We start from the raw sequence: 21,330 nt of genomic DNA, 5'->3' as shown, positions 1-21,330 counted from the left end.
GGCCGGCGATCGCGCAGCCGGGGAGTGCGCGGCAGGCGAGTGCGCGGCCGGGCCCGTGCTGCGCCCGCGCGGCCTGCACGACCTGCGCCGGGCGGCCCGTGGCGGCCCCGCCGATGCCGCCGATGCCGCCGACGCCGCCGGCCCCGCCGACGCGCCGGTCGCCCTGCACTACCGCGCCGATGACCTGCTGGTCGTCTCCGGGCTCCCCGGGAGCGGCAAGAGCACCCTGATGCGCCGGTGCATCAGGGCCGGCCTGGTCGACTCCCAGCAGGTGCGGGAGGAGTTCGCGAAGCGGCTGCCCGACCGGCTGCCGTATTTCGTCTACCGGCCGCTGGTCCGCGTCGCGCACTACCGACGGCTGCGCCGCGCGGTGCTGGACGGCGGGCCGCTCGCGGTGCACGACTGCGGCGCGCTGCCCTGGGTGCGGCTCTGGCTGACCCGCGCGGCCGCGCGGCAGGGGCGGCGGGTGCACCTGATACTGCTGGACGCCACCGCCGGTGAGGCCCGCGAGGGTCAGCGCTCCCGTGGGCAGGGGGTCTCGGCGTACGCGTTCGCCCGCCACCGGAAGGCCGCCGGGCGGCTGCGCCGCAGGCTGGCCGGAACGGGGGAGCCGCCCGCCGGGTGTGCGTCGGCCGTGGTACTCGACCGGGCCGGTGCGCGCGCCCTGCGGGAGATCGTCTTCGTGGCGTCGTAGTCTCGGCGAGGCGGTGCGGGGCCGTCCGCCGAGCCGTCCGGGGTGCCGCTGCGGGACCCTGTCGGGCGGATGGCAAGTCAACTTTCGGACAACTCGGGGGCATCGCCCCGATCGCTGGACACCGGAAATGCTCCACCTGAGACCGGCGTCGATCGATCGGGCTTCCGGGTGCCGTCCGATTTGTCGTCAGAACTTTCAGGCCGAAAGAGAACTGACGCGTACACGTGGCCCTGCGTAGCCTTTGGATTCGGCGGCCCCCCCAACGGCCGCCACCCCCCACAACTCCCTTTCAGGAGCGCAGATGCGTCGTTCTGCCCGCGTCCCCTCGCGTGTCCCCCGCAGATTCCTCAGCGCCGCCGCCCTCGTCGCCGCCCTCGGCCTCAGCCAGTTCGCCGCGCCGTCCGCGTTCTCCACCGCTGCTGCCCAGGCCCCCTCCGAGGCCCAGTGCGTCGGCGGCGAGAGCGGTGCGAGCGGGGACGCGGCCGCCCGCAAGCCCGCCGGCAGCGCCACGGCCCAGGAGCCCAACGCCGTCTCCGACGTCCAGGCCAGGGCCATGGACGCGGACCTGCAGGCCCGGCTCACCAGGCTGGCGAACTCCGCCCAGGGCAACGCGCTGCTCGCTCCCGGCACGCTGGCCGCCACCACCACCATCCCGGTGTACGTGCACGTCGTCCACTCCGGGTCGACCGGCAAGCTCAGCAGCTCGACGATCGCCAAGCAGATCTCCGTCCTGAACGCCGCCTACAGCGGCCAGGGAGCCGGCAACACCCCGAGTCAGTTCCAGTTCCAGCTGGTCGCGACCGACTACACCGACAACGCGACCTGGTACAACGGCATCACTCCGGGCTCCTCGGCCGAGAAGTCGATGAAGACCTCGCTGCGCAAGGGCGGTGCCAACGCCCTCAACCTCTACACGGCCAAGCTCGGCCAGTCGCTGCTCGGCTGGGCGACCTTCCCGAGCTCGTACCGGTCGAACCCGTCCGGCGACGGCGTGGTCATCCTCGACTCCTCGTTCCCCGGCGGCTCGGCCGCCAACTACAACGAGGGCGACACCGCCACCCACGAGGTCGGCCACTGGCTCGGGCTCTACCACACCTTCCAGGGCGGCTGCGGCGGCCAGGGCGACTACGTCTCCGACACCCCGGCCGAGAAGAGTGCGGCCTACCAGTGCCCCTCCGGCCGGGACACCTGCACCGCCAGCGGGGTCGACCCGATCCACAACTTCATGGACTACACGTACGACTCCTGCATGACGCAGTTCACTGCCGGCCAGGTCGCCAGGATGGCCAACTCCTGGGCAGCCTACCGGGCCTGACGGTCGCAGCCGTCTCCGGCAGTCCCGGCCGCATCCGGCGGGGCCGTGGGCGGCCGGCGGAGCACCGTCCGCGAAACGCTGGCGGGTGCGCGGGTGATGGGACCCGTGCACCCGCCAGTACCAATTCGGGGGGCGCAGGGCCCGTGCGGTGCCACCCGCCGGCTGTGCGCGTGCACACGGTTCGAAAGCGCCGGGAGTCATCGGCGTGCCAGTCTGCAGGTGAATGTCCGCATTGATCTATGTTTGGGGCGTCGAGTCGGCCTTCGGACTTCCTCGGGCCGGGCCGGGCCGGGCCGGCCGCCCGGTCGGGAGGCCGGGGCCGGGCAAACCGAGCAAGGAGCAGCGGCATGGCCAACAGCGCACACCCCCGGATCGTCGTCGGCGTGGACAGCTCGCCCGCCTCGGAACAGGCACTGCGCTGGGCCATCGACTACGCCGAGCTGACCGGGGGCACCGTCCACGCCATCGCGGCCTGGGAGTACCCGGCGTTCTACGGCTGGGCCGGGCTCAGCGTGCCCCCGCCCGAGGGCCTCAACCCCGAGGAGCTGGCCGGGCGGGCGCTCTCCGAGACGGTCCGGCGGGTGGCCGGGGACGACGCCGGGGTGTCGATCTCCGAGGCCGTGGTGCCGGGCAACGCCGCCAAGGCGCTGCTGGACGCCGCGAAGGGCGCCGCGCTCGTCGTGGTCGGCAGCCGGGGCCTCGGCGGGTTCACCGGTGCGCTGCTCGGATCGGTCAGCCGCCACCTCACCGAGCACGCGCCCTGCCCGGTCGTCGTGGTCCGCGAGACCTAGACGTCTCAGCACGCTAAGGCGTCAACCGGTAGGCCATGTTGGCCGTGCGGTGTGCCGGTTCTGGGCCGCTCGTCGGCGGTGAGGTCTAGGGTACGGTGCCGTGGACGCTGTTGATCTTGATCGTCAGGCCAGGACTCTGTCTGGCTGTATTCCGCCCGAGTTGGTCGCCCGACTCCTTGAGCGTGGCCACGAACGAGAGGTGGCGTCGCAGGCCGGCCAGGGCGAGTGGTTCTGCGCACGGGCGTGGGCCCAGGTTCTTGGCGAGCGCGGCCAGCTGGACGAGGCTCTGGCGGTGCTGGCTCCGTACGTCGCCACCGGATGGTGGCCGGCCACTCGGGCCCAGGCGGAGCTGTTGGAGAACTGGGGCCGGGCGTCGGAGGCGATCGCGCTGACCCGCCCGCACGCGGCGGCCGGGGGACAGGCGCTGGAGTTCTTCGCGCGCCTGCTGGCCCGGCACGGTGGCGCCGCGGAGGCGTTCGAGCTGTTGAGCACCGGGATCGAGGACTGGGTCCTCGCCACCGCCTTGGTCGATGTCGCGGAGGTCGCTGGCCTGGACCACGAGGCCGCCCGCCTGCTGTCCGAGCACGTCCCGGACGACCACCGTTGCGATTCTCCGTGGTGCTGCGGCGGCGGCCTGGACGCCGATACCGCGCTCGGCCTGCTCGCCCGGATCCGGGAGCGCCAAGGCCGTACCGACGAGGCGATCGCCCTGCTGCACACGCGGCACATCACCTCCGTCAACAGCCGTGACCAGCTCGCCGACCTGCTGGCCCGGAACAGCCGGCTCGACGAACTGCGCGAGTACGCGGCCATCGAGGTCCACGGGCATGCCACGCAGCGCTTGGCCGAGGTGCTGGAGGAGCGCGGTGACGTCGAAGGCGCAATCGCGCTCTACCGGCGGCTGGACGGGACCGTGGCCGGCGGCTCGAACGCAGCGTGCGAGCTCGCGCAGCTCCTGGCCCGGCACGGACGTGGCGGCGAGGCGGTCGAGGTGATGCGCGCTCAGGCCGATGCCCACCCCGGCGACGACTGGACACTCCACACCCTGGCCGGCCTCTGCCTCGACCAGGGCAGGCCCGAGCACGGCCTGGCCCACCTGGATGAGCTCAAGGACGCCCGAGGCGGTGAGGAGGAGTGGGACCTGTTCTGGATCCGCCTGCCGCTGATCGTCGCCAGTTCCGGGCCCGACGCGGCGCTCCAGCAGGCATCGGCCCATCCCGAAGGCGACAGCGCGTACGCTGCCGAGCACATCGCTCAGGTGCTGCACAACGCAGGCCGCACCGAAGAGGCCATCGGTCTCCTCGACCGGCACCTCCCAGCCCACCGCGCTGACATGGCCAGCTACTTCATCAGCCTCTACATGATCGACCACGCCGTGGAACTTCTCCAGCAGCACGACCCTCGTCCGACCGCTCAATGGAGCGGCACCTGGTCCAGCGAGCCTCCGTTCTGATGGTGCTCCGCTCACCATCCAGTGGTTACGCCGCCACCGCTGAGGCAGGCCGCTGTGGGACGGCGAAGGCAAGCTGTTCGTCGAACGGTCGGCGGTTCTGGAGGCAGTGGAAGAGCTGGCCGAGGAGTCGGTTGAGGAGGTTGCGCTGGGCGGCGGCGTGCCAGTCTCCGTGGTCGCGTCGGCGGCGGTAGTGGGCGTCGGCGTCGGGCGAGGCTCGGAGGGAGGAGAAGGCCCAGAGGAATCCGGCGTGCATGAGCCGGTCGTTCTTGGCCGTGCGTCGGCCGACATAGCTCTTCTTGCCGGAGGCCCGAGTGATGGGCGCGGATCCGGCGTAGGCCTTGAGGCCACGGGCGTCGGCGAAGCGGGTCCGGTCGTCGCCGATCTCGGCCAAGACCCGGGCGGCGAGCTGGACCCCGAGGCCGGGGAAGCTCAGGTAGATCTCGGCGTCCGGGTGCTCGCGGAAGGCCGTTTCGACCGCCTGGGCGAGGTCGTCCCCGACCTGGCAGGCCGCCTCGAACTGCTTCAGCAGCGCAAGCAGCTGGTGGCCGAAGGCGTCCTCGACCGCCTTGGGGTGGCGGGGGTGCTCGGAGCGGAGAAGGTCGCGGAGCCGTTCGGCCTCGGCGTCGACACCGCGGGTTCGACCGGCGCGCTTGAGCGCGGCTCTCAGCTGGGCCAGGGAGAGCTTCGCCGCCCGGGCCGGAGTGGGGGCAGCCACGAGGAGCGTGCGGGCGTCCGGCCGGGCCAGGCCGCCGGCCTTGGTCTGAAAGGCTTCCAGGGCGGCCGGGTAGTACTCGCGCAGAAGCGAGCGGATCTGGTTGCCGAACTGCTGCCGGTTCCACACAGCATCCTGTTGGGCGCGGGCCAGCACGGTGACGGCCCGGCTCTGGTCGGAGTCCGCCGGCAGCGGCCGGTGCATGGGCATGTCGGTGCGCAGGATGTTCGCCAGCACCAGGGCGTCGCCCGGGTCAGACTTCTTGCGGCTGACGCCGTGGCGGTCGCGGTAGCGGGCCGCGGCCAGTGGGCTGATCGCGAACAGTTTGCGGTCGCCGGTGCGCAGGACGGCCACCGGCGGGCCGCGGCTGGTCTCGATCGCCACCGGAATCAGCGTCTCGGAGCAATCGCCGTGCTCGGCGAGCAGGTCCAGCAGCAGTCGGTAGCCGGCTGCGTCGTCGGCGATCCGGCGCTTGGCGGGCAGCTCGCCGTCCTCGTCGACCAGGGCGATGTCGTGGTGCGATTCGGCCCAGTCGATACCGCAGAAGATCTTCACCGACTCTCCCTACGTTGCCTGTTTTCGCAGGTCACGAGCACATGTGGGTCACACGGCGCCTTAATCCCAGGACTCTTTGGTCCGCCATCTCAGTAGCCGTTCATGACACCAGCGCATCCCAGGGGCCCCGCCTGTACCAGAGCTCGGAGGCTCGCGGACTCAAGAAGAGGTCAGCCCTGGAACGGGCTCGCGCCACGACCACGGAAACACGATCTTCGGTGGGTTTCGCGGTGGCCCGAGAACGCCGGACCGTGCCGCTCTTCTCCTGAGACCTCGCAGGTCAGGGCTGCCACAGACCTCAGACCGGCGCCCACGCGACCACCACGAAACCCACCGCCATGACAGCACCGCTCTAGGACTAGGCCTCCCGGGCCATGACCGTCCAAGGTGTCCGCCACTCAAAGGCAACCCAGATCGCACCAAACCAGGGAGATCTGGAGCAACCTTCACTACGGATTAGGTCCGTCCGGCTCCGCGCGCCCGGCGAGAAGGCCGACAGGGCCGGGGCCGGGCCGGCCCTGCCTTGTGGATCGGCCGGGCGGAGGCAGGATGGAGGCATGCCTGAAGGTGACTCCGTCTTCCGCGTGGCGGCCCGGCTGCACGAGGCTCTCGCCGGCAGGGTGCTGACCACCGCCGATCTCCGGGTGCCCGCCCATGCCACCGCCGGCCTCGCCGGCCGCCAGGTCCTGGAGGTCATCCCGCGCGGCAAGCACCTGCTCACCCGGTTGGAGGGCGGCCTCACCCTCCACACCCATCTGCGGATGGACGGCCGGTGGGAGGTCTACCGACCCGGCGAGCGGTGGGCGGGCGGTCCCGCCTGGCAGATCCGCGCCGTCCTCGCCACCGAGGCCGGGACGGCGGTCGGCTACCGGCTGCCCGTCGTCGAACTGCTGCGCACCGCGGACGAGGAGCGCGCGGTCGGCCACCTCGGGCCGGATCTGCTCGGCCCCGGCTGGGATCCGGCGGAGGCCGTGCGCCGACTGCTCGCCCACCCGGGCCGGCCGGTCGCCGAGGCGCTGCTCGACCAGCGCAACCTGGCCGGCATCGGCAACGTCTACGCGAACGAGCTCTGCTTCCTGGCCGGTGTCACGCCGTGGACCGCGGTCGGCGAACTGCCGCGTGCAGACCGGCTGGTGGAGCGGGCGCGGCAGCTGCTCGATGCCAACCGGCTGCGCGAGGGCCACATCACCACCGGCGACACCCGGCGCGGGTACCGGCACTGGGTGTACGGACGGGCCGGTCGGCCCTGCCCGCGCTGCGGCACGCTGGTGCTGACGGCCACCCAGGGCACGGCGCCGCAGGAGCGGGTGGCCTTCTGGTGCCCGTACTGCCAGCGCGGCCCGGCACCCGAGGCGGTACGGCCCGGCACGGGCGCCCGCCGCCCGACGCGCTGAGCGGCCCGCCGGGGGCGTCCATCGCAGACGGATCAGACATTCCCTAACGCTGCTCGACCAGGGCCGGGTGGCGGGGGTCGTCGACCCGGACGGTCAGGTCGGCGGCCTCGGCCGGACCGGTTTCGGCCTCGTAGCGGGCGAAGGCGGGCAGCGTCCACCGCTCCTCCGGCGCCGTGCGGCGGGCCAGGGCGGCCGGGGTGAGCGCCAGGTGGACGGTCAGCTCGAACGGCAGCCAGCGCCCGAGCAGCAGCGCGCCGTCCAGCAACAGCACGCCGCCCGGCGACAGTTCCAGGTAAGGAGCGCGGGTCGAGCGGTCCGTCACAGGATCGCGCAGGGACGGCAGGACGCGGCCGGTGCCGCCGGGGTCCAGCGGGGCGAGGACCTCGCGGAGCAGGGCGCCGTCGTCGAGCCAGAGATCGTGGAAGGCGTCCGGATCCTGCCTGCCGTACTCCAGCCGGACCGAGGCGGGGCGGAGGAAGTCCGCGGCCGACACGCGCAGCGCGGGGCGACCGCGCAGTCGCAGCGGCTCCACCAGCGCGTCCGCGAGCGCCCCGGGCCGGGCGGCGGCCGCGCCGTCCACCGCCACCCGCTGCCACGCGGCGCCCGCCGCGGGCAGGGCGGCGATGCGGTCGGCGAGCAGTTCGGCGAGCCGGTCGGGCGAGATCGGGTGTACCTGCACCCGCCCATCCTGCCGCGGCCCCGGTCCGGACGGGGACGCGGGGGCGGGTCCGTCCGGCGCCTCCAGGTGCGTCAGGAGATCCCCGGCCGGGCCGTGGGGGGCGTGCCGTCAGGCGAGCGGGAGGGCGTGCAGCACGTCGTCGTGGCCGGCGTAGAGCCGGTGGTCGTCGGCGGCCAGCGACCAGACGTCCACGCCCGGCCCCGAGTCGCGGAACGTCCACCGCTCCTCCCCGGTGGCGGCGTCGAGTGCCTGGACGCCCGAGGCGGCCGGACCGGGGACGAGGAGGAGCCCGCCCGCCACCAGCGGGCGGCTGCGCCGGTCCAGCCGGAACGGCAGCCAGACGCCCCAGAGCCGCTCCCCGGTGGCGAGGGAGTGGGCGGTCAGCAGGCCGCTGTCGCGCGGGACGAAGACGGTGCCGCCGGAGGTCACCGGCGGCAGGCAGCGGCTGGAGTCGGCGGAGCCGGGCTCGATCGACCAGTGCGGCGCCCCGTCGGCCACCCGCAGCGCCCGGACGGCGCCGGGGTGCCGCGGGACGTAGACGTGCTGCTCGTCGGCCACCGCCCAGGCCAGGCCGGCCTCCGTGGGCACCTCCCAGAGCCGCCGGCCGGTGGCCGTCTCCATCAGGACGAGCCGGCCGCCGCCGGCCGAGGTGTCCAGGAGGGGGATCCGGCCGCCGGCCGCGGTCGCCGGGGAGAACGGCCGTTCGGCGCCGGTGGAGGCCCGGGACCAGAGCACCGCCCGGTCCGGGTAGCGCACGGCGAACAGGTTGCCGGTCCCCGTGAAGGGCCGGTCTTCGGCCCGGCCGAAGACGATGTCGCCGTCGGCGCCGAACAGGGTCGCTCTGGTGCCCAGCTCCTCGGCCAGCGGCAGGCTCCACTCGGCGGCCGGCTCGGTGAGGTGACGGGAGTCGAGGTGGCCCGGCGAGGCGGTGAACAGCCGGTCGCCGGAGACGACCACCCGCAGACCGGGCAGGTCGGTGTCGCTCGGCCAGTCGGACCGCGGCGCGTCGACGGCCAGCGTGCGCAGCACCGAACCGGTGGCGGGGTCGAGCACCTGCAGGCCGGCGCGGGAGAGGAACAGCGGTCGCGCGGGGCGGTCGCCGAGCCGCTCGGGCGTCATCCCCTCGGGCCCGCGGTACGACCAGAGCGGCGCCGGCCCGCTGAGGCGGGTGGGCTGCGGCTTCGGCGCCGGCTCCGGGGCGTCGTCGCCCGAGCGGCCGAACGCCCAGGCCGCCGCACCCGCCGCAAGGACCCCGGCCCCGCCCAGCAGCAGCCGGCGCCGGCTCGGCCACGGCCCGTCGTCGTTCCCGCGACCACCGCCGATCACGTCGGCCGGCGCCTCCGACGTTCCCCCGGAGTCGCCGTCCCACTGCCAGGAGGCGGCCTCCGCCGCGTCGGTCCGCCCGGACGCCGGGTGCTGCATCTCCGTACTCGATTCCCCCTGGGCAGCCGCTGCGCTGCACGTTCCGACGGAGGATATCCGAGCGGTGCCGGGTCGTCCCGGTGGCCCTTGAGGCCGGCCGCGGTGGTCGGGCCGGGAACGGGCGGCACGTCCACCCTGCCGGCCCGGCCGGGGCGGGTGGGCAACCCGGGGCGGCCGGGGCTCGTCTTGACAGCCCCTTGACCCCGGCGTAGCAAGAGAGGATGCGCCAGGGTGTGCCGGCGGACCCGTCCGGTCCGCAGCCGACCGCTAGTGCCCGGGCGGCGCGTCCCGACCCGCGCCGTCCGCGGCAGAGCGACGCCGCCACCCGGGCTGCCCACGAGCGGGACTCCCTGCTAGCCACGACCGCCCGCAACGCGCTGGAGACCACCGGTGCCTACGGCGCGCTGGTCTACCTCCGCTCGCGCGACCGCCGCTCGCTCGTGCTCTGCACCATCGCGGGCGTGCCGCTCTCGCTGATGAGCGCGTTCCGCCGGGTCGCCGCGGCGGGCCCGATGCCGGTGGCGGTGTGCTACCGCACCGGGCGGACGGTCACGCTGTCCGACACCGAGGACACCATGCGGCGCTTCCCGCAGCTGGCCGTCGGCCTTCCGTACGACTACGCCTCGGCCTGCGTCCCGGTCCGCTCGGGCGAGGCGCGGTACGGGGTGGTGAGCGCACTGTGGCCCTCCTCCGACGAGGGGGTGCCGGAGGAGGCCCGGCTGCACCTGCGGAAGGTGGCCGACCGGCTGGCCGCCGGGCTGGCGGAGCTGGAGGAGGCCGGGTACCCGATCGAGCCCAACGGCGACACCGCGGTGGTCGAGCTGGTGCCCCCGGGGCCGCCCACCACCCGGGTCGGGCTCTTCGACTGGAACGTCGCCACCGGCGCGCTCTCCGCCGACGACCAGTTCTGCGAGATCCTCGGCCTCGACCCCGCCGAGTTCGACGGCCGGGCCGCCAGCCTGGCCGCCCGGATCGCCCCCGGCGACCTGCCCGAGTTCCGCGCCGCCGCCCGGGCCGCGCTCGACCACGGCCGGATGCTGGCCGTCCGGGTCCGGGTGATGGACCGCGACGGCCACACCTACCCCGTCGAGCTCTGGGCCCGCGTCCCCGAGGGCGTTGCCGACGGGCGCGCCCACCTCGTCGGCGCCGCCCTGGACACCCGTACCGGCACCGCCGCCGCGGCCGCGGTCGAGCGGCTGCACGACGGCGTCTTCTCGCTCGACCCCGACGGCCGGATCACCTACGCCAACCGCAGCGTCGAGCTCCTGCTGCGCGCCCGCCGCGAGGACCTGGTAGGCCACCACCCGTGGGAGGTGCTGCCCTGGCTCTCCGACCCGGTCTACGAGAACCGCTACCGGGCCGCCATGCTCTCCCAGCAGCCCACCGCCTTCCTGGCGGCCCGCCCCCCGGACGACTGGTTCGCCTTCTCGCTCTACCCCGACGCGCACGGCGTCACCGGCCGGGTGGTCGCCGCCGAGCCGCCGCCCGGGCGCGCCGGGACACCGACCGAACCCGAGCCGGAACTCGGCGCCCGCCCCGGCGTCGGCGGCATGTACCACCTGCTGCAGCTCGCCAGCGCGCTCAGCGAGGCCGTGACCGTCCGCGAGGTCTGCCGCGCCGTCGAGGACCAGATCCTGCCCGCCTTCGGCGGCCAGGAGCTCGCCATCTACGCCGTCCGCGACAAGCGCCTGCACCTGATCTCGCAGAGCGGCTACCCCGACGGGTTCCTGGACCGCTTCGAGGGCACCCCGACCGGGGCCCGGGTACCCGGTGCCGAGACGCTCAGCACCGGCGCGCCGATCTTCTTCGAGAACGTCCACGCCCTCGCCGCCGCCTACCCCGGGATCGCCCTCGACGAGATGGGCGCCTGGGCGTTCCTGCCGTTGATCGCCTCCGGGCACCCCGTCGGCAGCTGCATCATCGGCTTCGACGAGCCCCGTCCGTTCACCGTGGAGGAACGCGGCCTGCTCACCGGCCTCGGCGGGTTCATCGCCCAGGCGCTGGAGCGTGCCCGGCTCTACGACGCCGAGTTCACCCTCGCCCGTGGCCTGCAGCAGGCCCTGCTGCCGCACCGGCTGCCCGTCCTGGAGGACGTCCGGATCGCCGCCCGCTACCTGCCCGGAACCCAGGGCATGGAGATCGGCGGCGACTGGTACGACGCCATCGTCACCGGCCGCGACCTCACCCTGGTCATCGGCGACGTCGAGGGCCACAGCGTCGGCGCCGCCGCCACCATGGGTCAGCTGCGCAGCGCCGTCCGAGCCTTCGCCACCAGCGGGCACGCGCCGGACGAGGTCCTGGTGCGCACCAACCTCCTGCTGCTCGACCTCGACCCGGGCCTGCTCGCCAGCTGCTGCCTGATCCGGCTCACCCCGGGCGACGGCAGCGTCCTGGCCGCCCGCGCCGGGCACCTGCCACCGGTGGTGCGCCACCCGGACGGCCGTACCGAGGCGCTGTACGTGGAGGGAGGGCCGCTGCTCGGCATCGACCACCTGGCCGAGTACCCGGTCAGCGAGCTGGCGCTGGCCCGCGGATCGGTGATCGCCCTCTATACGGACGGGCTGGTCGAGGACCCGGCCATCGCGATCGACCAAGGTGTGGACCGGCTGCGGCTCGCGCTGGGGGAGCTCGTGGCGGGCGCGGGGGAGGGCGGTCCGGCGGACGGGGAGCTGGACCGGATGGCCGAGCGGCTGCTGCGCGAGGTGGGGTCCACGGAGCGTGTGGACGACGTCGCGCTGCTGCTCACGGCGTACGGGCGGCTCCCGGGGGACCGGCGGTCCTGAGACGGCCCGGATTCGCGGTGTGCGCACACCGCGAACCCGGGCCGGCCGTGTTGCTCTGCCGGGACGGCGTCAGGCCGTCACGGCCTCATCCGGTGGTCCGGGCCGCGCCGAGGGTCAGTGAGGGATCTTCTCGGGGCACTTGTCGGTGAAGAGCCACCTGACCCTGCCGTCGTAGTCCCCGGGGTTCAGCAGGCCCGCGTCGGCGAACGTCAGCGTGTAGAGCCTGCCTCCCGTGGCGGAGTCGAACACGCCGGTCTGCGGCAGCGGGTTCCGGCCGAAGAGCGGGATCGACGGGAACTCGGCATGGCAGCGACCGCATCACGCGGGCCTGGAGGGCGGGGGACGACGACGCCGGACCGGGCGCCGGGTAGCCCTGTTCGCGACTTTCGTCGGGGGTCGGTCGCGACGAAGGGTGAAGGCGTTCGGGCTGCCCGCTTCGCTAGCCTCGGCGGGTGGATGCACTGGCAAGAGCCTGGTCGAAGGCGGTACGGACGGCACTCCCCGGTCCCTGGCGGGCCGGGCTGGTGGTGCGTGAAGTCGGCTTCGCGCTGGTACTGGGAGCACTCGCGACGCTGCTCGACTACGTCGGCAAGACCGACTTCTACCTGGCTTTCGGGCCCGTCGTCGCGCTGCTCTTCCTGCTCCGGCGCGGTCTGCCCTCGACCGTCCTGGTGCTGACGGCAGCGGTGGCCGGTGCGGGCGCCGGGCCGCTGCCGCTGCTGGTCTGCGCCGGGTGGTCGGCCGGTGCCCGGATCAAGCGGGTCGGCGTGCTGGTCGGCTCGTTCGCCGCCGGCTTCCTGCTGCTCGCCGGCACCAGCATCGTCAAGGAGACCGGCTCGGTGCCGCTCAAGGTACTGGCCGGGCTCTCGCTGGGCGCCTACCTGCTGCTCGCGGTGCTGCCCGCGCTCTGGGGCCGCTACCGGGCGCAGCGCCGGGCGCTGACGGACGCGCTGCGCGAGCGCAACGAGCAACTGCTGCGCGAGCGCGCGATGGTGGCCCACCAGGCCCGGCTGCGCGAGCGGCACCGGATCGCCCAGGACATGCACGACAGCCTCGGCCACCAGCTCGCCCTGATCTCCGTCCACACCGGTGCACTGGAGGTCGACCGCACCCTCACCGACCGGCAGCGGGAGGCGGTCGGCGTGCTGCGGCTGGCGGCCGTCGCCGCGATGCGGGAGCTGCGCGACGTGGTGGGCGTGCTGCACGACGAGTCGGCCGCCGCGCCGACCGCGCAGGGTTCCGGCCCGGCCCGCGGAGGGGTGGAGGGGATCGCGGAGCTGGTCGAGTCCTCCTGCGCGGCCGGCACGGACGTCGTCTTCGGCCAGGACGGTGAGCGGCGTGAGCTGACCGCCAGCGTCGGCCAGGCCGCGTACCGGATCGTCCAGGAGGCGCTCACCAATGCGCACAAGCACGCACCCGGCGCCCCGATCACCGTCGCACTGCGCTACGAGCCCGACGCCCTGGTGGTGGAGGTCGCCAACCCGCCCGCGCCCGAGCCGGCCGGCGCGCAGGTGGGCGGCGGCACGGCCGTGGTCAGTGGCGGCCAGGGGCTGACCGGCCTGCGCGAGCGGGCGCGGCTGGTCGGCGGCATGGTGCACGCCGGCCCGACCGCGGAGGCGGGCTTCCGGCTCGCCGCCCTGCTGCCCTACGACGGGTCCGGCGGCGTTGCCGGCGCGTCGGGCGCCGGCCCGGTGGCCGCGGGCGGGTTGGTCGGTGCCGAGGACTGGCTGCTGGGCGGGCTGCCGCCCGTCACCGGCGGTTCGGGGGAGCCGCGCCGGCGCAGCCCCGCGATCGGCTGCGCGGTGGGAGGGGTGCTCGTCGTCCTCACCGTGCTGGGCCTGCTGGCCTGGGGGGTGATCGCCTTCATCCAGGCCTTCGACGCGTCGAGTGTGAAGGGACCGCTCTACGACTCCATCGAGGTCGGGAGCCCGGAGGCCGACGTCCTGCACCGGCTGCCCTCCGGCAACAGCTTCTTCACCAGGGACTACGAGCGCTTCGGCCCGACCCCGCCCGTCGGTTCCCACTGCCGCCACTTCATCGCCGCCGAACCGAGCGGAAGCTGGGGCGACGACACCGTGATCCGGTTCTGCTTCAAGGACGGCGTCCTGGTGGAGAAGCAGCACTTCTCGACCGAGTGACCCGGGGCGTCACCGGACGAGGGGCGACTGCGGTCGTCGCACGCCGACCGCAGTCGGCTCCACGCCCAGCGCTTCGGTACGGCTCCTTGGGGGCCGTTGACCACCAGGGGGGAGCCCTCGACGGCGCAAGCGGTCGGGGTGGTGCTCGACGTGGAGACGGCCTCGGTCCTCGGCAGAGAACTCTGTTCCCGTCGGGGCGTCGCCGTTCGGCGCGTCCGCGTCCGCGAGCAGCCCGGCGCCCCGGGCGACCGCGTCGGCGGGCCGGTCCGGTTCATCGGCCGACGCCCTGAGGTCCGCTTCGCCGTGCACGGCGGCGCGGTCGAGCGGCAGGGGGAGGGTCCTTCACGGTCGGACGTCCGGGTGCTGCGGCGTCTGATCGTCGATCACCGGTCGGGGTGGGCGCAAGGCGTTTGTGCGGTGCCGGGGCCGTGAAAAGGGGGAGTGGCCGGGGTGGTGGGGGGAGGTCAGGTGAGGCAGCGGACCCGGCGGGTGTGAGGATGGGGCGGAACAGCGCCAATTGCACCGATAGAGGGGACGACCAGCAGTGATCCGAGTCCTCGTCGCCGACGACGAGCCACTCATCCGGGCCGGGATCAGGATGATCCTGTCCTCCGCCGACGACATCGACGTGGTCGCCGAGGCCGCCGACGGCCGGCAGGCCGTGGACCTCGCGCTGGCGCACCGGGTCGACGTCGTTCTGCTGGACATCCAGATGCCGGTGATGGACGGCCTCACCGCGCTCGGTGAACTGCGCCGGGCGGTCCCCGGCGCACGGGCGCTGATCCTCACCACCTTCGGGGAGCGCGACAACGTCCTGCGTGCCGTGACCGAGGGCGGTGCCGGCTTCCTGCTCAAGGACACCGCGCCGGCGGAGCTGATCCAGGCCGTCCGGGCGGCGGCCACCGGGCACGCGTTCCTCTCGCCCGCCGCCACCCGGTACATCGTGGACTCGCTGGCCGGCGGCCGCAGCGGACCGGCCGCGGCGCGCGGCGCGGCGGCCCGGCGGCGGCTGGAGGTGCTGACCGAGCGCGAGCTGGAGGTCCTGGCGCTGCTGGGCGAAGGGCTGTCCAACGCGGACGCCGGGGCCCGGATCCACATGAGCGAGGCGACGGTGAAGACGTACGTGAGCCGGATCCTGGCCAAGCTCGACTGTGAGAACCGGGTGCAGGCGGCGCTGCTGGCGCGGGACGCCGGGCTGGGCGGCGGGGTGTGAGGAGTCGCGGGACCCCGGCCCCGGCCTCCGCTCCGGCCCCTGGCCCCCGGCCGGTGGCTCAGCGTGAGGCGATCCGCAGGGCGATGCGGGTGCTGGAGTGGGCGACGCCGGCCTCGTGCTTGAGCCGCCGCAGCAGTTGGTCGAGCCCGGCGGCGTCGGTGACCCGGGCCCGCAGCAGGTAGTCGTACTCGCCCGTGACGTGCGCGGTCTCGGTGACGCCGGGCAGCCGCAGGGCGATCGCCTCGAAGTCGTCGCTGTCCATGTCCTGGCGCAGTCGGACGTCGACGAAGACGGTCAGGCCCGGTCGGGTGGCATCGGTGCTCGGGTCGACCAGCGCGGTGAAGCCGCGGATCACGCCGGTGCGGAGCAGCCGCCGGACGCGGTCGGCGGCCGCGTTGGCGCTCAGGCCCACCCGGGCCCCGAGGTCGCGGTAGGAGATCCGCGCATCCGCGCGCAATTCGCCGAGGATCTCTCTGTCGAGGTCGTCCACACCGCGATTATCGCGGTGTGGTCCGGAATCCGGCCGTGCTTCCCGGCGTCGGTGCGCGAGCGTGGCGGCCATGGTGAACGGAATCGGCGCGGCGGCGCTGGCGGGCGTCGGAGCAGGCCTGGGCGTGGCGGTGCCGCTGGGGGCGGTCGGGGTGCTGCTGCTGGAGGAAGGGCGGCGCGGGCGCGCGGCGGCGGTGAGTGCGGCGTGTGCGGTGGCCGTCGTCGACATGGCTTACGCGGCGCTCGCCACCGCGCTCCGTTCGTCGCTCGCATCGGTTCTTTCGGGGTGGGAGGCCTGGGCGCGGGCCGTGGCGGCGGTGGTGCTGGTGCTGGTGGCGGTCCGGGGACTGCTGGGGCTGCGCCGGGAGCCGGCGGTGGGCCCGCCGCCGGGGCCGGGGGACGCCGGAGCAGCCGTGACGGCCCCCGCCGGGTCCGGTCCGGCGTTCCTTCGGTTCGCGGCCCTGACAGCCGTGAACCCGACCACCGCGCTCTACTTCGCCGCCCTGGTCACGGGCGGTGGCGCGGGAGCCCTGTCCGGTGGCTCGTACGACGTCGCGTCGGGGGTCGCCTTCGTGGCGGGCGTCCTGGTGGCCTCGCTGGCGTGGCAACAACTGCTCGCGGCGGTGGGCGTTTCGCTCGGTGCGCGGCTCTCGCCGCGGGTGCGGCGGGTCACGTACTGCGTCGGATACGGACTGGTGGTGTACTACGCAGTGCGCACGACATGGACACGGTGAGTCACCATTGTGGCGCAGGTCACCCTGCGGGTGTGCGGAACGGGGAACTCCGGTGCGGGTGGTGACGGTCAGTCACCTCTTTGGTGCTTCGAGTTGACGAATTGTTTTATCCGACAATCCGATAGATGTGAGCGACGGCACGGAAATTGACCATTTGATCTTGCAGATTCGGTCAAATCAACCCATCTCGGATGGGGTTCCATGATCCGTACCGCCGGTAACGGTCAACTGACCTGGGACCTCCGAGAACCGCTTGAAGCCGTGCCGGGAGGGCCCTTAGCTTCATTGGCGGTGCAACGAGCACCACCCGGGTCCACCCCCGACGCACGGCCCGCCGACTGACCACCGGCGCGAGGGCGGTGCCTGCCGACACGGCCGCCTCGAACGGGCCGTCACCGAGCGGGGGTGACCGGGGCGGCGCGGCACGTCCGACACGTGCGAGGTCGCCCATCGAGTGAGGTGAGCGCGACAGGCCCTGCCAAGGGTCTGGTTCCGCCTGCCCGCCCGGGGTTTGCCGAGAGGACTTTCATGGACATCCGTCACGAGACCGCCGCTGTCACCACCACCGACACCACCAAGACCACCACCGGGAAGCGTTGCGGCCGTGCCCGCCTCGCCCTGGTCGGCGGGGCCGTCGCGGCCCTGCCGGTGGCCGGACTCGTCACGGCCACCTCGGCCTCCGCCGCGCCCACCTCGGCCTGGGACGCCGTCGCCCAGTGCGAGAGCGGCGGCAACTGGAGCATCAGCACCGGCAACGGCTTCTACGGCGGACTGCAGTTCACCCCGTCCACCTGGGCCGCGTACGGCGGCACCGCGTACGCGCCGCAGGCCAACCAGGCGACCAGGGCGCAGCAGATCTCGGTCGCCGAGAAGGTCCTCGCCTCCCAGGGCCCGGGCGCGTGGCCCGTCTGCTCGAAGAAGGCGGGCCTGAGCAGGGGTGGCGCCCCGGCCGCCGTCGACGCCCCCGCCCCGGCGGCCAAGCCCGTCCGGAAGGCCGCCCCGCAGAAGGCCAAGCCCGCCCAGAAGCCGGCCCCGCAGAAGGCCAAGCCCGTCCAGAAGCCGGCCCCGCGGAAGGCCGCCCCGCAGAAGCCGGCCCCGCAGAAGGCCGCCCCGCAGAAGCCGGCCCCGCAGAACGCCGCGGGCACCAACGCGCCGTCGGCCGGCACCTACACCGTCAAGAGCGGCGACACCCTGAGCGGCATCGCGGCCAAGTTCGGCACCGACACCGCGAGCCTCTACGCCACGAACGTCAAGACGATCGGCGCCAACCCCGACCTCATCTTCCCGGGCCAGGACCTGAGCCTCTGACGGCTCGCCCGCCCGCGCCGAGCGGCCGCCCTTCCCGGAGGGGGTGGCCGCTCCGGCGTACCCCGCAGCGCCTCGCGCCCCTGCCGCCGCCACGCGCGCGGTGCTGACGGTGCTTCGGACGGCCGGCGTCCACCGTCGCGCGCCGGCAGCCGCGGGAGCCGGGTGGCGGGCGGGCGCCCCTGCCGCCGTTCGCGCACCTCGGGGCGGACTCGCAGCCGGTCCCGCCCGCACCGGTCTTCGGCGGGCCCCTGCCGCCGTCCGGCAGGCGGTGGGGAGGGCCCCCGGGCATGTTGTTGAACGTTGAACTCGGTGTCCGAATACCGCCGGACTCGCGGCTCGCCAGGGCGGAGGATCGAGTCATGTCCGAGAACGAGACGAGGAGTTCGAACGATATGACGATGACCAAGCTCGCGAAGCTCGACGGCAAGGTGGCCCTGGTGACCGGCGGCAGCCGGGGGATGGGTGCGGCGACGGCGCTGCGGCTCGCCGAGGACGGAGCCGACGTCGTGGTGACCTACCTGGGCAGCGCCGAGCGGGCCGAGGAGATCGCACAGAAGATCGCGGCGATGGGCCGGCGAGGCTGGGCGGTCCGCGCGGACAGTGCCGACCCGCAGGAGGTCCGCAACGTCGTGGCGGCCGTGGCGGAGCGCTTCGGCCGGCTCGACATCCTGGTGAACAACGCCGGCGTCGGCGCGGTCGGTCCGATCGAGGACGTGGCGCTGGAGGACGTGGACCGGGTGCTGGAGGTCAACGTCCGGGCGCCGTACCTCTTCGCCCAGGCCGCGGCGGCCCACCTCGGTGAGGGCGGCCGCATCATCACCATCGGCAGCTGCCTCGCGCACCGCGTCGCCTTCTCCGGTGCCACGCTGTACGCGGCGAGCAAGGCCGCGACCGTGGGGCTCACCAAGGGGCTGGCCCGCGAGCTCGGCCCGCGCGGCATCACCGTCAACGTGATCCACCCGGGGCCGATCGACACCGACATGAACCCGGCGGACGGCCCCGGCGCCGACTTCCAGCGCGGGCTGACCGCCCTCGGGGAGTTCGGCTCCGCCGCGGACGTCGCCGCGACCGTCTCCCACCTCGCGGGCGAGGAGGGCCGGTACATCACGGGTGCCGAGATCGCCGTCGACGGCGGCCTGGTGGCCTGACCCGGCGCTGCAGGTGAAGCAGCGCACCGGCCCGGGCGCCCGGGCCGGCGCGCGACCGCCGCGGGAGCGGCACGGCGCCGGCCGGCGCGCGACCCGAACGAACGGCGCGTGCTTCACCCGGCCGGACGGCGCGTGACCCGACCGGTCCGGCGCGGTGTTGCGCCGGGCCGGTTGTCGGTGCGCCCGCTTACGATCGGCCGGTCCGATCACCTGACCGAACCACCGAGAGGCGCCTCCCATGACCGGAAGCGGGAACCCGAGCTCCGACCCGATCGAGCTGCTCGCCCGGGCCCTCGCCCAGACCGCCGGTCTGATCGACGGCGTCGGCACCGAGCTGGCAGGCCACCCGACACCGTGCCGGTCCTGGGACGTCGGCGACCTCATCAGCCACCTCGTCTTCGATCTGCGGCAGTTCACCGTCCGGGCGAAAGGGGGCAGCCCCGACTGGTCGCTGTCCTTCGAACGGATCGAGGACGACTGGCTGCACGTCTTCGAGGCCGGGGCCGAGGAACTGGTCGCCGCCTGGCGCGGCGCGGGTGACCTGGAAGGGGTGATCGAGCTGCCCGGAGGCGCCGAGGTGCCCGCCCGCTTCCCGCTGGACCAACAGGTCGCCGAGTTCGCCGTCCACGGCTGGGACCTCGCGCACGCCACCGGCCAGTCCGCCGACGGCCTGGACCACGAGGTGGCGCGTGCCTCGCTGGCCTGGGCCCGGGCCGCGCTGCGCCCGGAGTTCCGGGGGAGCGAGGAGGAGAACCACGCCTTCGGCCCGGAGGTCTCCGTCGCCGAGGACGCTCCGCTCTACGACCGACTGGCCGCCTTCTTCGGCCGGGACCCGCAGGGCAAGTGGTAGGAGCGCCCCGCCCCGCCCCGCCCCGGGCCGTCGGTCCGGTCGGCCGCGATGCCGCGTTCGAACGGGCTTGCCGCCCGTGGCGCCGTAATCGGACGCAAGTGTGATGATCCGTCGGTTCATGCGTCAATCGCGCTGATCGGCTGAATGCGGTCGGTTCGCTTTGCCAGCATGTCCTCGCCCGGACGCCGCCGACCGCCCCCGGTGGTCGGCGGCGCGTATGTGACCTGGACGGAGAGAGCTGATGCGAGGCAACCGCGTGGTGGGACTGGCGATCGGGTTGTCGATGGCCCTGATGGCCGCGGCGTGCGGGAGCTCGGGCGCGGACGACGGCAAGGCGGTTGCGGACAGCCCGCCGGCGCCGACCGCGGCCGCCCCGCCGGCCGCTCCCGTCCCCGGGGCGCCCGCGCCCGCCGGCGCACAACCGCCCGCGCCCACGCGGGTGCTCGACGCGGCACAGCTGCAGGCCGCCGTCCTCGCCACCGGTGACCTCCCCGGCTACCTGGACTAGGGCCTGTTCCAAGTTCGGATCATTCGGGTTTGAGGCTGCGGAGCCAGATGACGGCACCGCGCAGGTGGAGTCCGGCGAGGTAGCTGGCGGGGGTCTTGTCATAGCGCGTGGCCAGGCCCCGCCACTCCTTGATCTTGTTGATGCAGCGTTCGACGGTGCTGCGCTCCTTGTAGAGCTCCTGATCGTGGGCAACGGGGCGACCGCCGCGTGAACCCCGCTTCTTACGATTGGCGGCCTGGTCGGCCTTCTCCGGGATGACCGCCCTGATCCGGCGGCGGCGCAGGTAGTTGCGGTTGGCGCGGGAGGAGTAGGCCTTGTCGCCGGCTATCGCGTCGGGTCGGGTGCGGGGTCGGCCGACCGGGACGCGGACCTTGATTCGCTCGACCACCTCGATGAAGCGCGGGCTGTCAGCAGACTGTCCGGGCGTGAGGACGAACGACAGTGGCCGGCAGCGGCGCTCGGCCGCGAGGTGGGTCTTGGTGGTCAGCCCACCGCGCGAGCGGCCCAGTTCGGCCGCCCGTAGCCGGGCTCTACGGCGCCGGCGGACACGGCGGCGTTCCTCACGTGCCGGGTCGTCGACAGGGGGTGCCGCCTCCGCTAACGAGGCATTTTGCCCCTTTCGCGAAGCCCCTTTTCCTCCGCGACGGCCTTCTCCAGCTCCTCCAGGAGCGCGGAGTCGACGACCATACCGGCCGCGTGGTGGTGTGCGCGGGCGACTGTGGAGTCCACGCTGACCAGGCTGAGATCGACCTGCCCCCGAGCGGCGGCCTCGGCGATCATCCCGTCCATCAGCGTCTGGAAGGTGCCCGACAGCGCCCAGAGCTGGAACCGGCCATAGACGGTCGACCAGGAGCCGTAGCGTTCAGGGATGTCACGCCACGGACTCCCGGTCCGAAACCGCCACATCACCGCGTTGAAGTGCCTGCGCAGGTCCGGGATCGGGCCGCGCTCGCCCAACGGCAGAAACGGCTCCACCAACTCCCACTCGGCATCAGTCAGATCACCACGCGTCACGCCGAACTTCTACCAGGACGCAACCGCCGAGCGTCCGGAAACGGCGAAACCGAAGATCTGAACTTGAAACAGGCCCTAATCGCAGTGCACCGGGCTTCAGCCCGGTGGTGAAGCGATTCTGAACCCTGCT

General features: G+C 73.8%; 18 protein-coding genes and 1 pseudogene. 13 read left to right on the top strand and 6 right to left on the bottom strand.

Annotation, left to right across the window (positions count from 1 at the left end; all coding sequences use genetic code 11):
* Window positions 1-55: 55 nt before the first annotated feature.
* From ACF9IK_RS04275 to ACF9IK_RS04260, 4 genes are all read left to right on the top strand, one after another.
* The gene (locus tag ACF9IK_RS04275) at window positions 56-694 is read left to right on the top strand and encodes an AAA family ATPase (protein ID WP_395292896.1); all 639 of its coding nucleotides are present in this window, start codon (window positions 56-58) and stop codon (window positions 692-694) included.
* A 301-nt stretch (window positions 695-995) separates the two neighbouring features.
* A complete protein-coding gene (locus ACF9IK_RS04270) occupies window positions 996-2,009 on the top strand; it encodes a zinc metalloprotease (protein WP_395292895.1) in 1,014 nt (337 codons plus the stop codon).
* Window positions 2,010-2,356: 347 nt separating this feature from the next.
* A complete protein-coding gene (locus ACF9IK_RS04265) occupies window positions 2,357-2,800 on the top strand; it encodes a universal stress protein (protein ID WP_395292894.1) in 444 nt (147 codons plus the stop codon).
* A gap of 199 nt (window positions 2,801-2,999) precedes the next feature.
* The gene (locus ACF9IK_RS04260) at window positions 3,000-4,253 is read left to right on the top strand and encodes a tetratricopeptide repeat protein (protein ID WP_395292893.1); all 1,254 of its coding nucleotides are present in this window, start codon (window positions 3,000-3,002) and stop codon (window positions 4,251-4,253) included.
* 25 nt (window positions 4,254-4,278) lie between these two features.
* Here ACF9IK_RS04260 and ACF9IK_RS04255 read toward each other — a convergent pair whose 3' ends face one another.
* Window positions 4,279-5,520, bottom strand: a complete 1,242-nt coding sequence (locus ACF9IK_RS04255; protein WP_395292892.1) for an IS110 family transposase — start codon at window positions 5,518-5,520, stop codon at window positions 4,279-4,281.
* Between the two features lie 557 nt (window positions 5,521-6,077).
* Between ACF9IK_RS04255 and ACF9IK_RS04250 the strand changes: the two genes are divergently transcribed.
* Window positions 6,078-6,914, top strand: coding sequence for a DNA-formamidopyrimidine glycosylase family protein (locus tag ACF9IK_RS04250; RefSeq protein ID WP_395292891.1), 837 nt, complete (start codon window positions 6,078-6,080; stop codon window positions 6,912-6,914).
* 43 nt (window positions 6,915-6,957) lie between these two features.
* On the opposite strand, the gene ACF9IK_RS04245 is transcribed toward ACF9IK_RS04250, so the two are convergent.
* Complete coding sequence (locus tag ACF9IK_RS04245; protein WP_395292890.1) at window positions 6,958-7,593, bottom strand: uridine kinase; 636 nt, start codon at window positions 7,591-7,593, stop codon at window positions 6,958-6,960.
* A 108-nt stretch (window positions 7,594-7,701) separates the two neighbouring features.
* The gene (locus ACF9IK_RS04240; RefSeq protein ID WP_395292889.1) at window positions 7,702-9,015 is read right to left on the bottom strand and encodes a PQQ-binding-like beta-propeller repeat protein; all 1,314 of its coding nucleotides are present in this window, start codon (window positions 9,013-9,015) and stop codon (window positions 7,702-7,704) included.
* Between the two features lie 221 nt (window positions 9,016-9,236).
* Here ACF9IK_RS04240 and ACF9IK_RS04235 point away from each other — a divergent pair, with 221 nt between their 5' ends.
* Window positions 9,237-11,798 carry a SpoIIE family protein phosphatase gene (locus tag ACF9IK_RS04235; protein ID WP_395292888.1) on the top strand — a complete coding sequence of 854 codons (2,562 nt, stop codon included), beginning with the start codon at window positions 9,237-9,239 and terminating at the stop codon, window positions 11,796-11,798.
* Window positions 11,799-11,912: 114 nt separating this feature from the next.
* On the opposite strand, the gene ACF9IK_RS04230 is transcribed toward ACF9IK_RS04235, so the two are convergent.
* A complete protein-coding gene (locus ACF9IK_RS04230; protein WP_395292887.1) occupies window positions 11,913-12,047 on the bottom strand; it encodes a hypothetical protein in 135 nt (44 codons plus the stop codon).
* Between the two features lie 203 nt (window positions 12,048-12,250).
* Between ACF9IK_RS04230 and ACF9IK_RS04225 the strand changes: the two genes are divergently transcribed.
* Both ACF9IK_RS04225 and ACF9IK_RS04220 read left to right on the top strand, forming a co-directional pair.
* On the top strand, window positions 12,251-13,936 hold the full coding sequence (locus ACF9IK_RS04225) for a sensor histidine kinase (protein ID WP_395292886.1): 1,686 nt from the start codon (window positions 12,251-12,253) through the stop codon (window positions 13,934-13,936).
* A gap of 544 nt (window positions 13,937-14,480) precedes the next feature.
* Window positions 14,481-15,149 carry a response regulator gene (locus ACF9IK_RS04220; protein WP_395292885.1) on the top strand — a complete coding sequence of 223 codons (669 nt, stop codon included), beginning with the start codon at window positions 14,481-14,483 and terminating at the stop codon, window positions 15,147-15,149.
* Between the two features lie 58 nt (window positions 15,150-15,207).
* Here ACF9IK_RS04220 and ACF9IK_RS04215 read toward each other — a convergent pair whose 3' ends face one another.
* Window positions 15,208-15,639, bottom strand: coding sequence for an Lrp/AsnC family transcriptional regulator (locus tag ACF9IK_RS04215; RefSeq protein WP_395292884.1), 432 nt, complete (start codon window positions 15,637-15,639; stop codon window positions 15,208-15,210).
* A 70-nt stretch (window positions 15,640-15,709) separates the two neighbouring features.
* On the opposite strand from ACF9IK_RS04215, the gene ACF9IK_RS04210 reads away from it, so the two are divergent.
* The 5 genes from ACF9IK_RS04210 to ACF9IK_RS04190 all read left to right on the top strand — a co-directional run bounded on the left by ACF9IK_RS04210 (window position 15,710) and on the right by ACF9IK_RS04190 (window position 20,186).
* The gene (locus ACF9IK_RS04210) at window positions 15,710-16,372 is read left to right on the top strand and encodes a LysE family transporter (RefSeq protein WP_395292883.1); all 663 of its coding nucleotides are present in this window, start codon (window positions 15,710-15,712) and stop codon (window positions 16,370-16,372) included.
* 528 nt (window positions 16,373-16,900) lie between these two features.
* Window positions 16,901-17,680 carry a transglycosylase family protein gene (locus ACF9IK_RS04205; protein WP_395292882.1) on the top strand — a complete coding sequence of 260 codons (780 nt, stop codon included), beginning with the start codon at window positions 16,901-16,903 and terminating at the stop codon, window positions 17,678-17,680.
* A gap of 398 nt (window positions 17,681-18,078) precedes the next feature.
* Window positions 18,079-18,828, top strand: coding sequence for an SDR family NAD(P)-dependent oxidoreductase (locus tag ACF9IK_RS04200; RefSeq protein ID WP_395292881.1), 750 nt, complete (start codon window positions 18,079-18,081; stop codon window positions 18,826-18,828).
* A gap of 238 nt (window positions 18,829-19,066) precedes the next feature.
* The gene (locus ACF9IK_RS04195; protein WP_395292880.1) at window positions 19,067-19,678 is read left to right on the top strand and encodes a TIGR03086 family metal-binding protein; all 612 of its coding nucleotides are present in this window, start codon (window positions 19,067-19,069) and stop codon (window positions 19,676-19,678) included.
* A 241-nt stretch (window positions 19,679-19,919) separates the two neighbouring features.
* The gene (locus ACF9IK_RS04190) at window positions 19,920-20,186 is read left to right on the top strand and encodes a hypothetical protein (RefSeq protein ID WP_395292879.1); all 267 of its coding nucleotides are present in this window, start codon (window positions 19,920-19,922) and stop codon (window positions 20,184-20,186) included.
* Between the two features lie 19 nt (window positions 20,187-20,205).
* Here ACF9IK_RS04190 and ACF9IK_RS04185 read toward each other — a convergent pair.
* Window positions 20,206-21,200: pseudogene (locus tag ACF9IK_RS04185) on the bottom strand (IS5 family transposase).
* Window positions 21,201-21,330: the final 130 nt, after the last annotated feature.

This window comes from Kitasatospora hibisci (assembly GCF_043950205.1).
In the GTDB taxonomy this organism is placed as follows: Bacteria; Actinomycetota; Actinomycetes; order Streptomycetales; family Streptomycetaceae; genus Kitasatospora; species Kitasatospora hibisci.
The sequence above is the reverse complement of the archived record's forward strand: the minus strand, read 5'-3'. Positions and strand labels throughout refer to the sequence as shown.

Coding starts and splice junctions, on each gene's coding strand:
- ACF9IK_RS04270 (WP_395292895.1), top strand. CDS start 996: ATGCGTCGTTCTGCCCGCGTCCCCTCGCGTGTCCCCCGCAGATTCCTC.
- ACF9IK_RS04265 (WP_395292894.1), top strand. CDS start 2,357: ATGGCCAACAGCGCACACCCCCGGATCGTCGTCGGCGTGGACAGCTCG.
- ACF9IK_RS04250 (WP_395292891.1), top strand. CDS start 6,078: ATGCCTGAAGGTGACTCCGTCTTCCGCGTGGCGGCCCGGCTGCACGAG.
- ACF9IK_RS04240 (WP_395292889.1), bottom strand. CDS start 9,015: ATGCAGCACCCGGCGTCCGGGCGGACCGACGCGGCGGAGGCCGCCTCC.
- ACF9IK_RS04235 (WP_395292888.1), top strand. CDS start 9,237: ATGCGCCAGGGTGTGCCGGCGGACCCGTCCGGTCCGCAGCCGACCGCT.
- ACF9IK_RS04210 (WP_395292883.1), top strand. CDS start 15,710: ATGGTGAACGGAATCGGCGCGGCGGCGCTGGCGGGCGTCGGAGCAGGC.
- ACF9IK_RS04205 (WP_395292882.1), top strand. CDS start 16,901: ATGGACATCCGTCACGAGACCGCCGCTGTCACCACCACCGACACCACC.
- ACF9IK_RS04200 (WP_395292881.1), top strand. CDS start 18,079: ATGACCAAGCTCGCGAAGCTCGACGGCAAGGTGGCCCTGGTGACCGGC.
- ACF9IK_RS04195 (WP_395292880.1), top strand. CDS start 19,067: ATGACCGGAAGCGGGAACCCGAGCTCCGACCCGATCGAGCTGCTCGCC.
- ACF9IK_RS04190 (WP_395292879.1), top strand. CDS start 19,920: ATGCGAGGCAACCGCGTGGTGGGACTGGCGATCGGGTTGTCGATGGCC.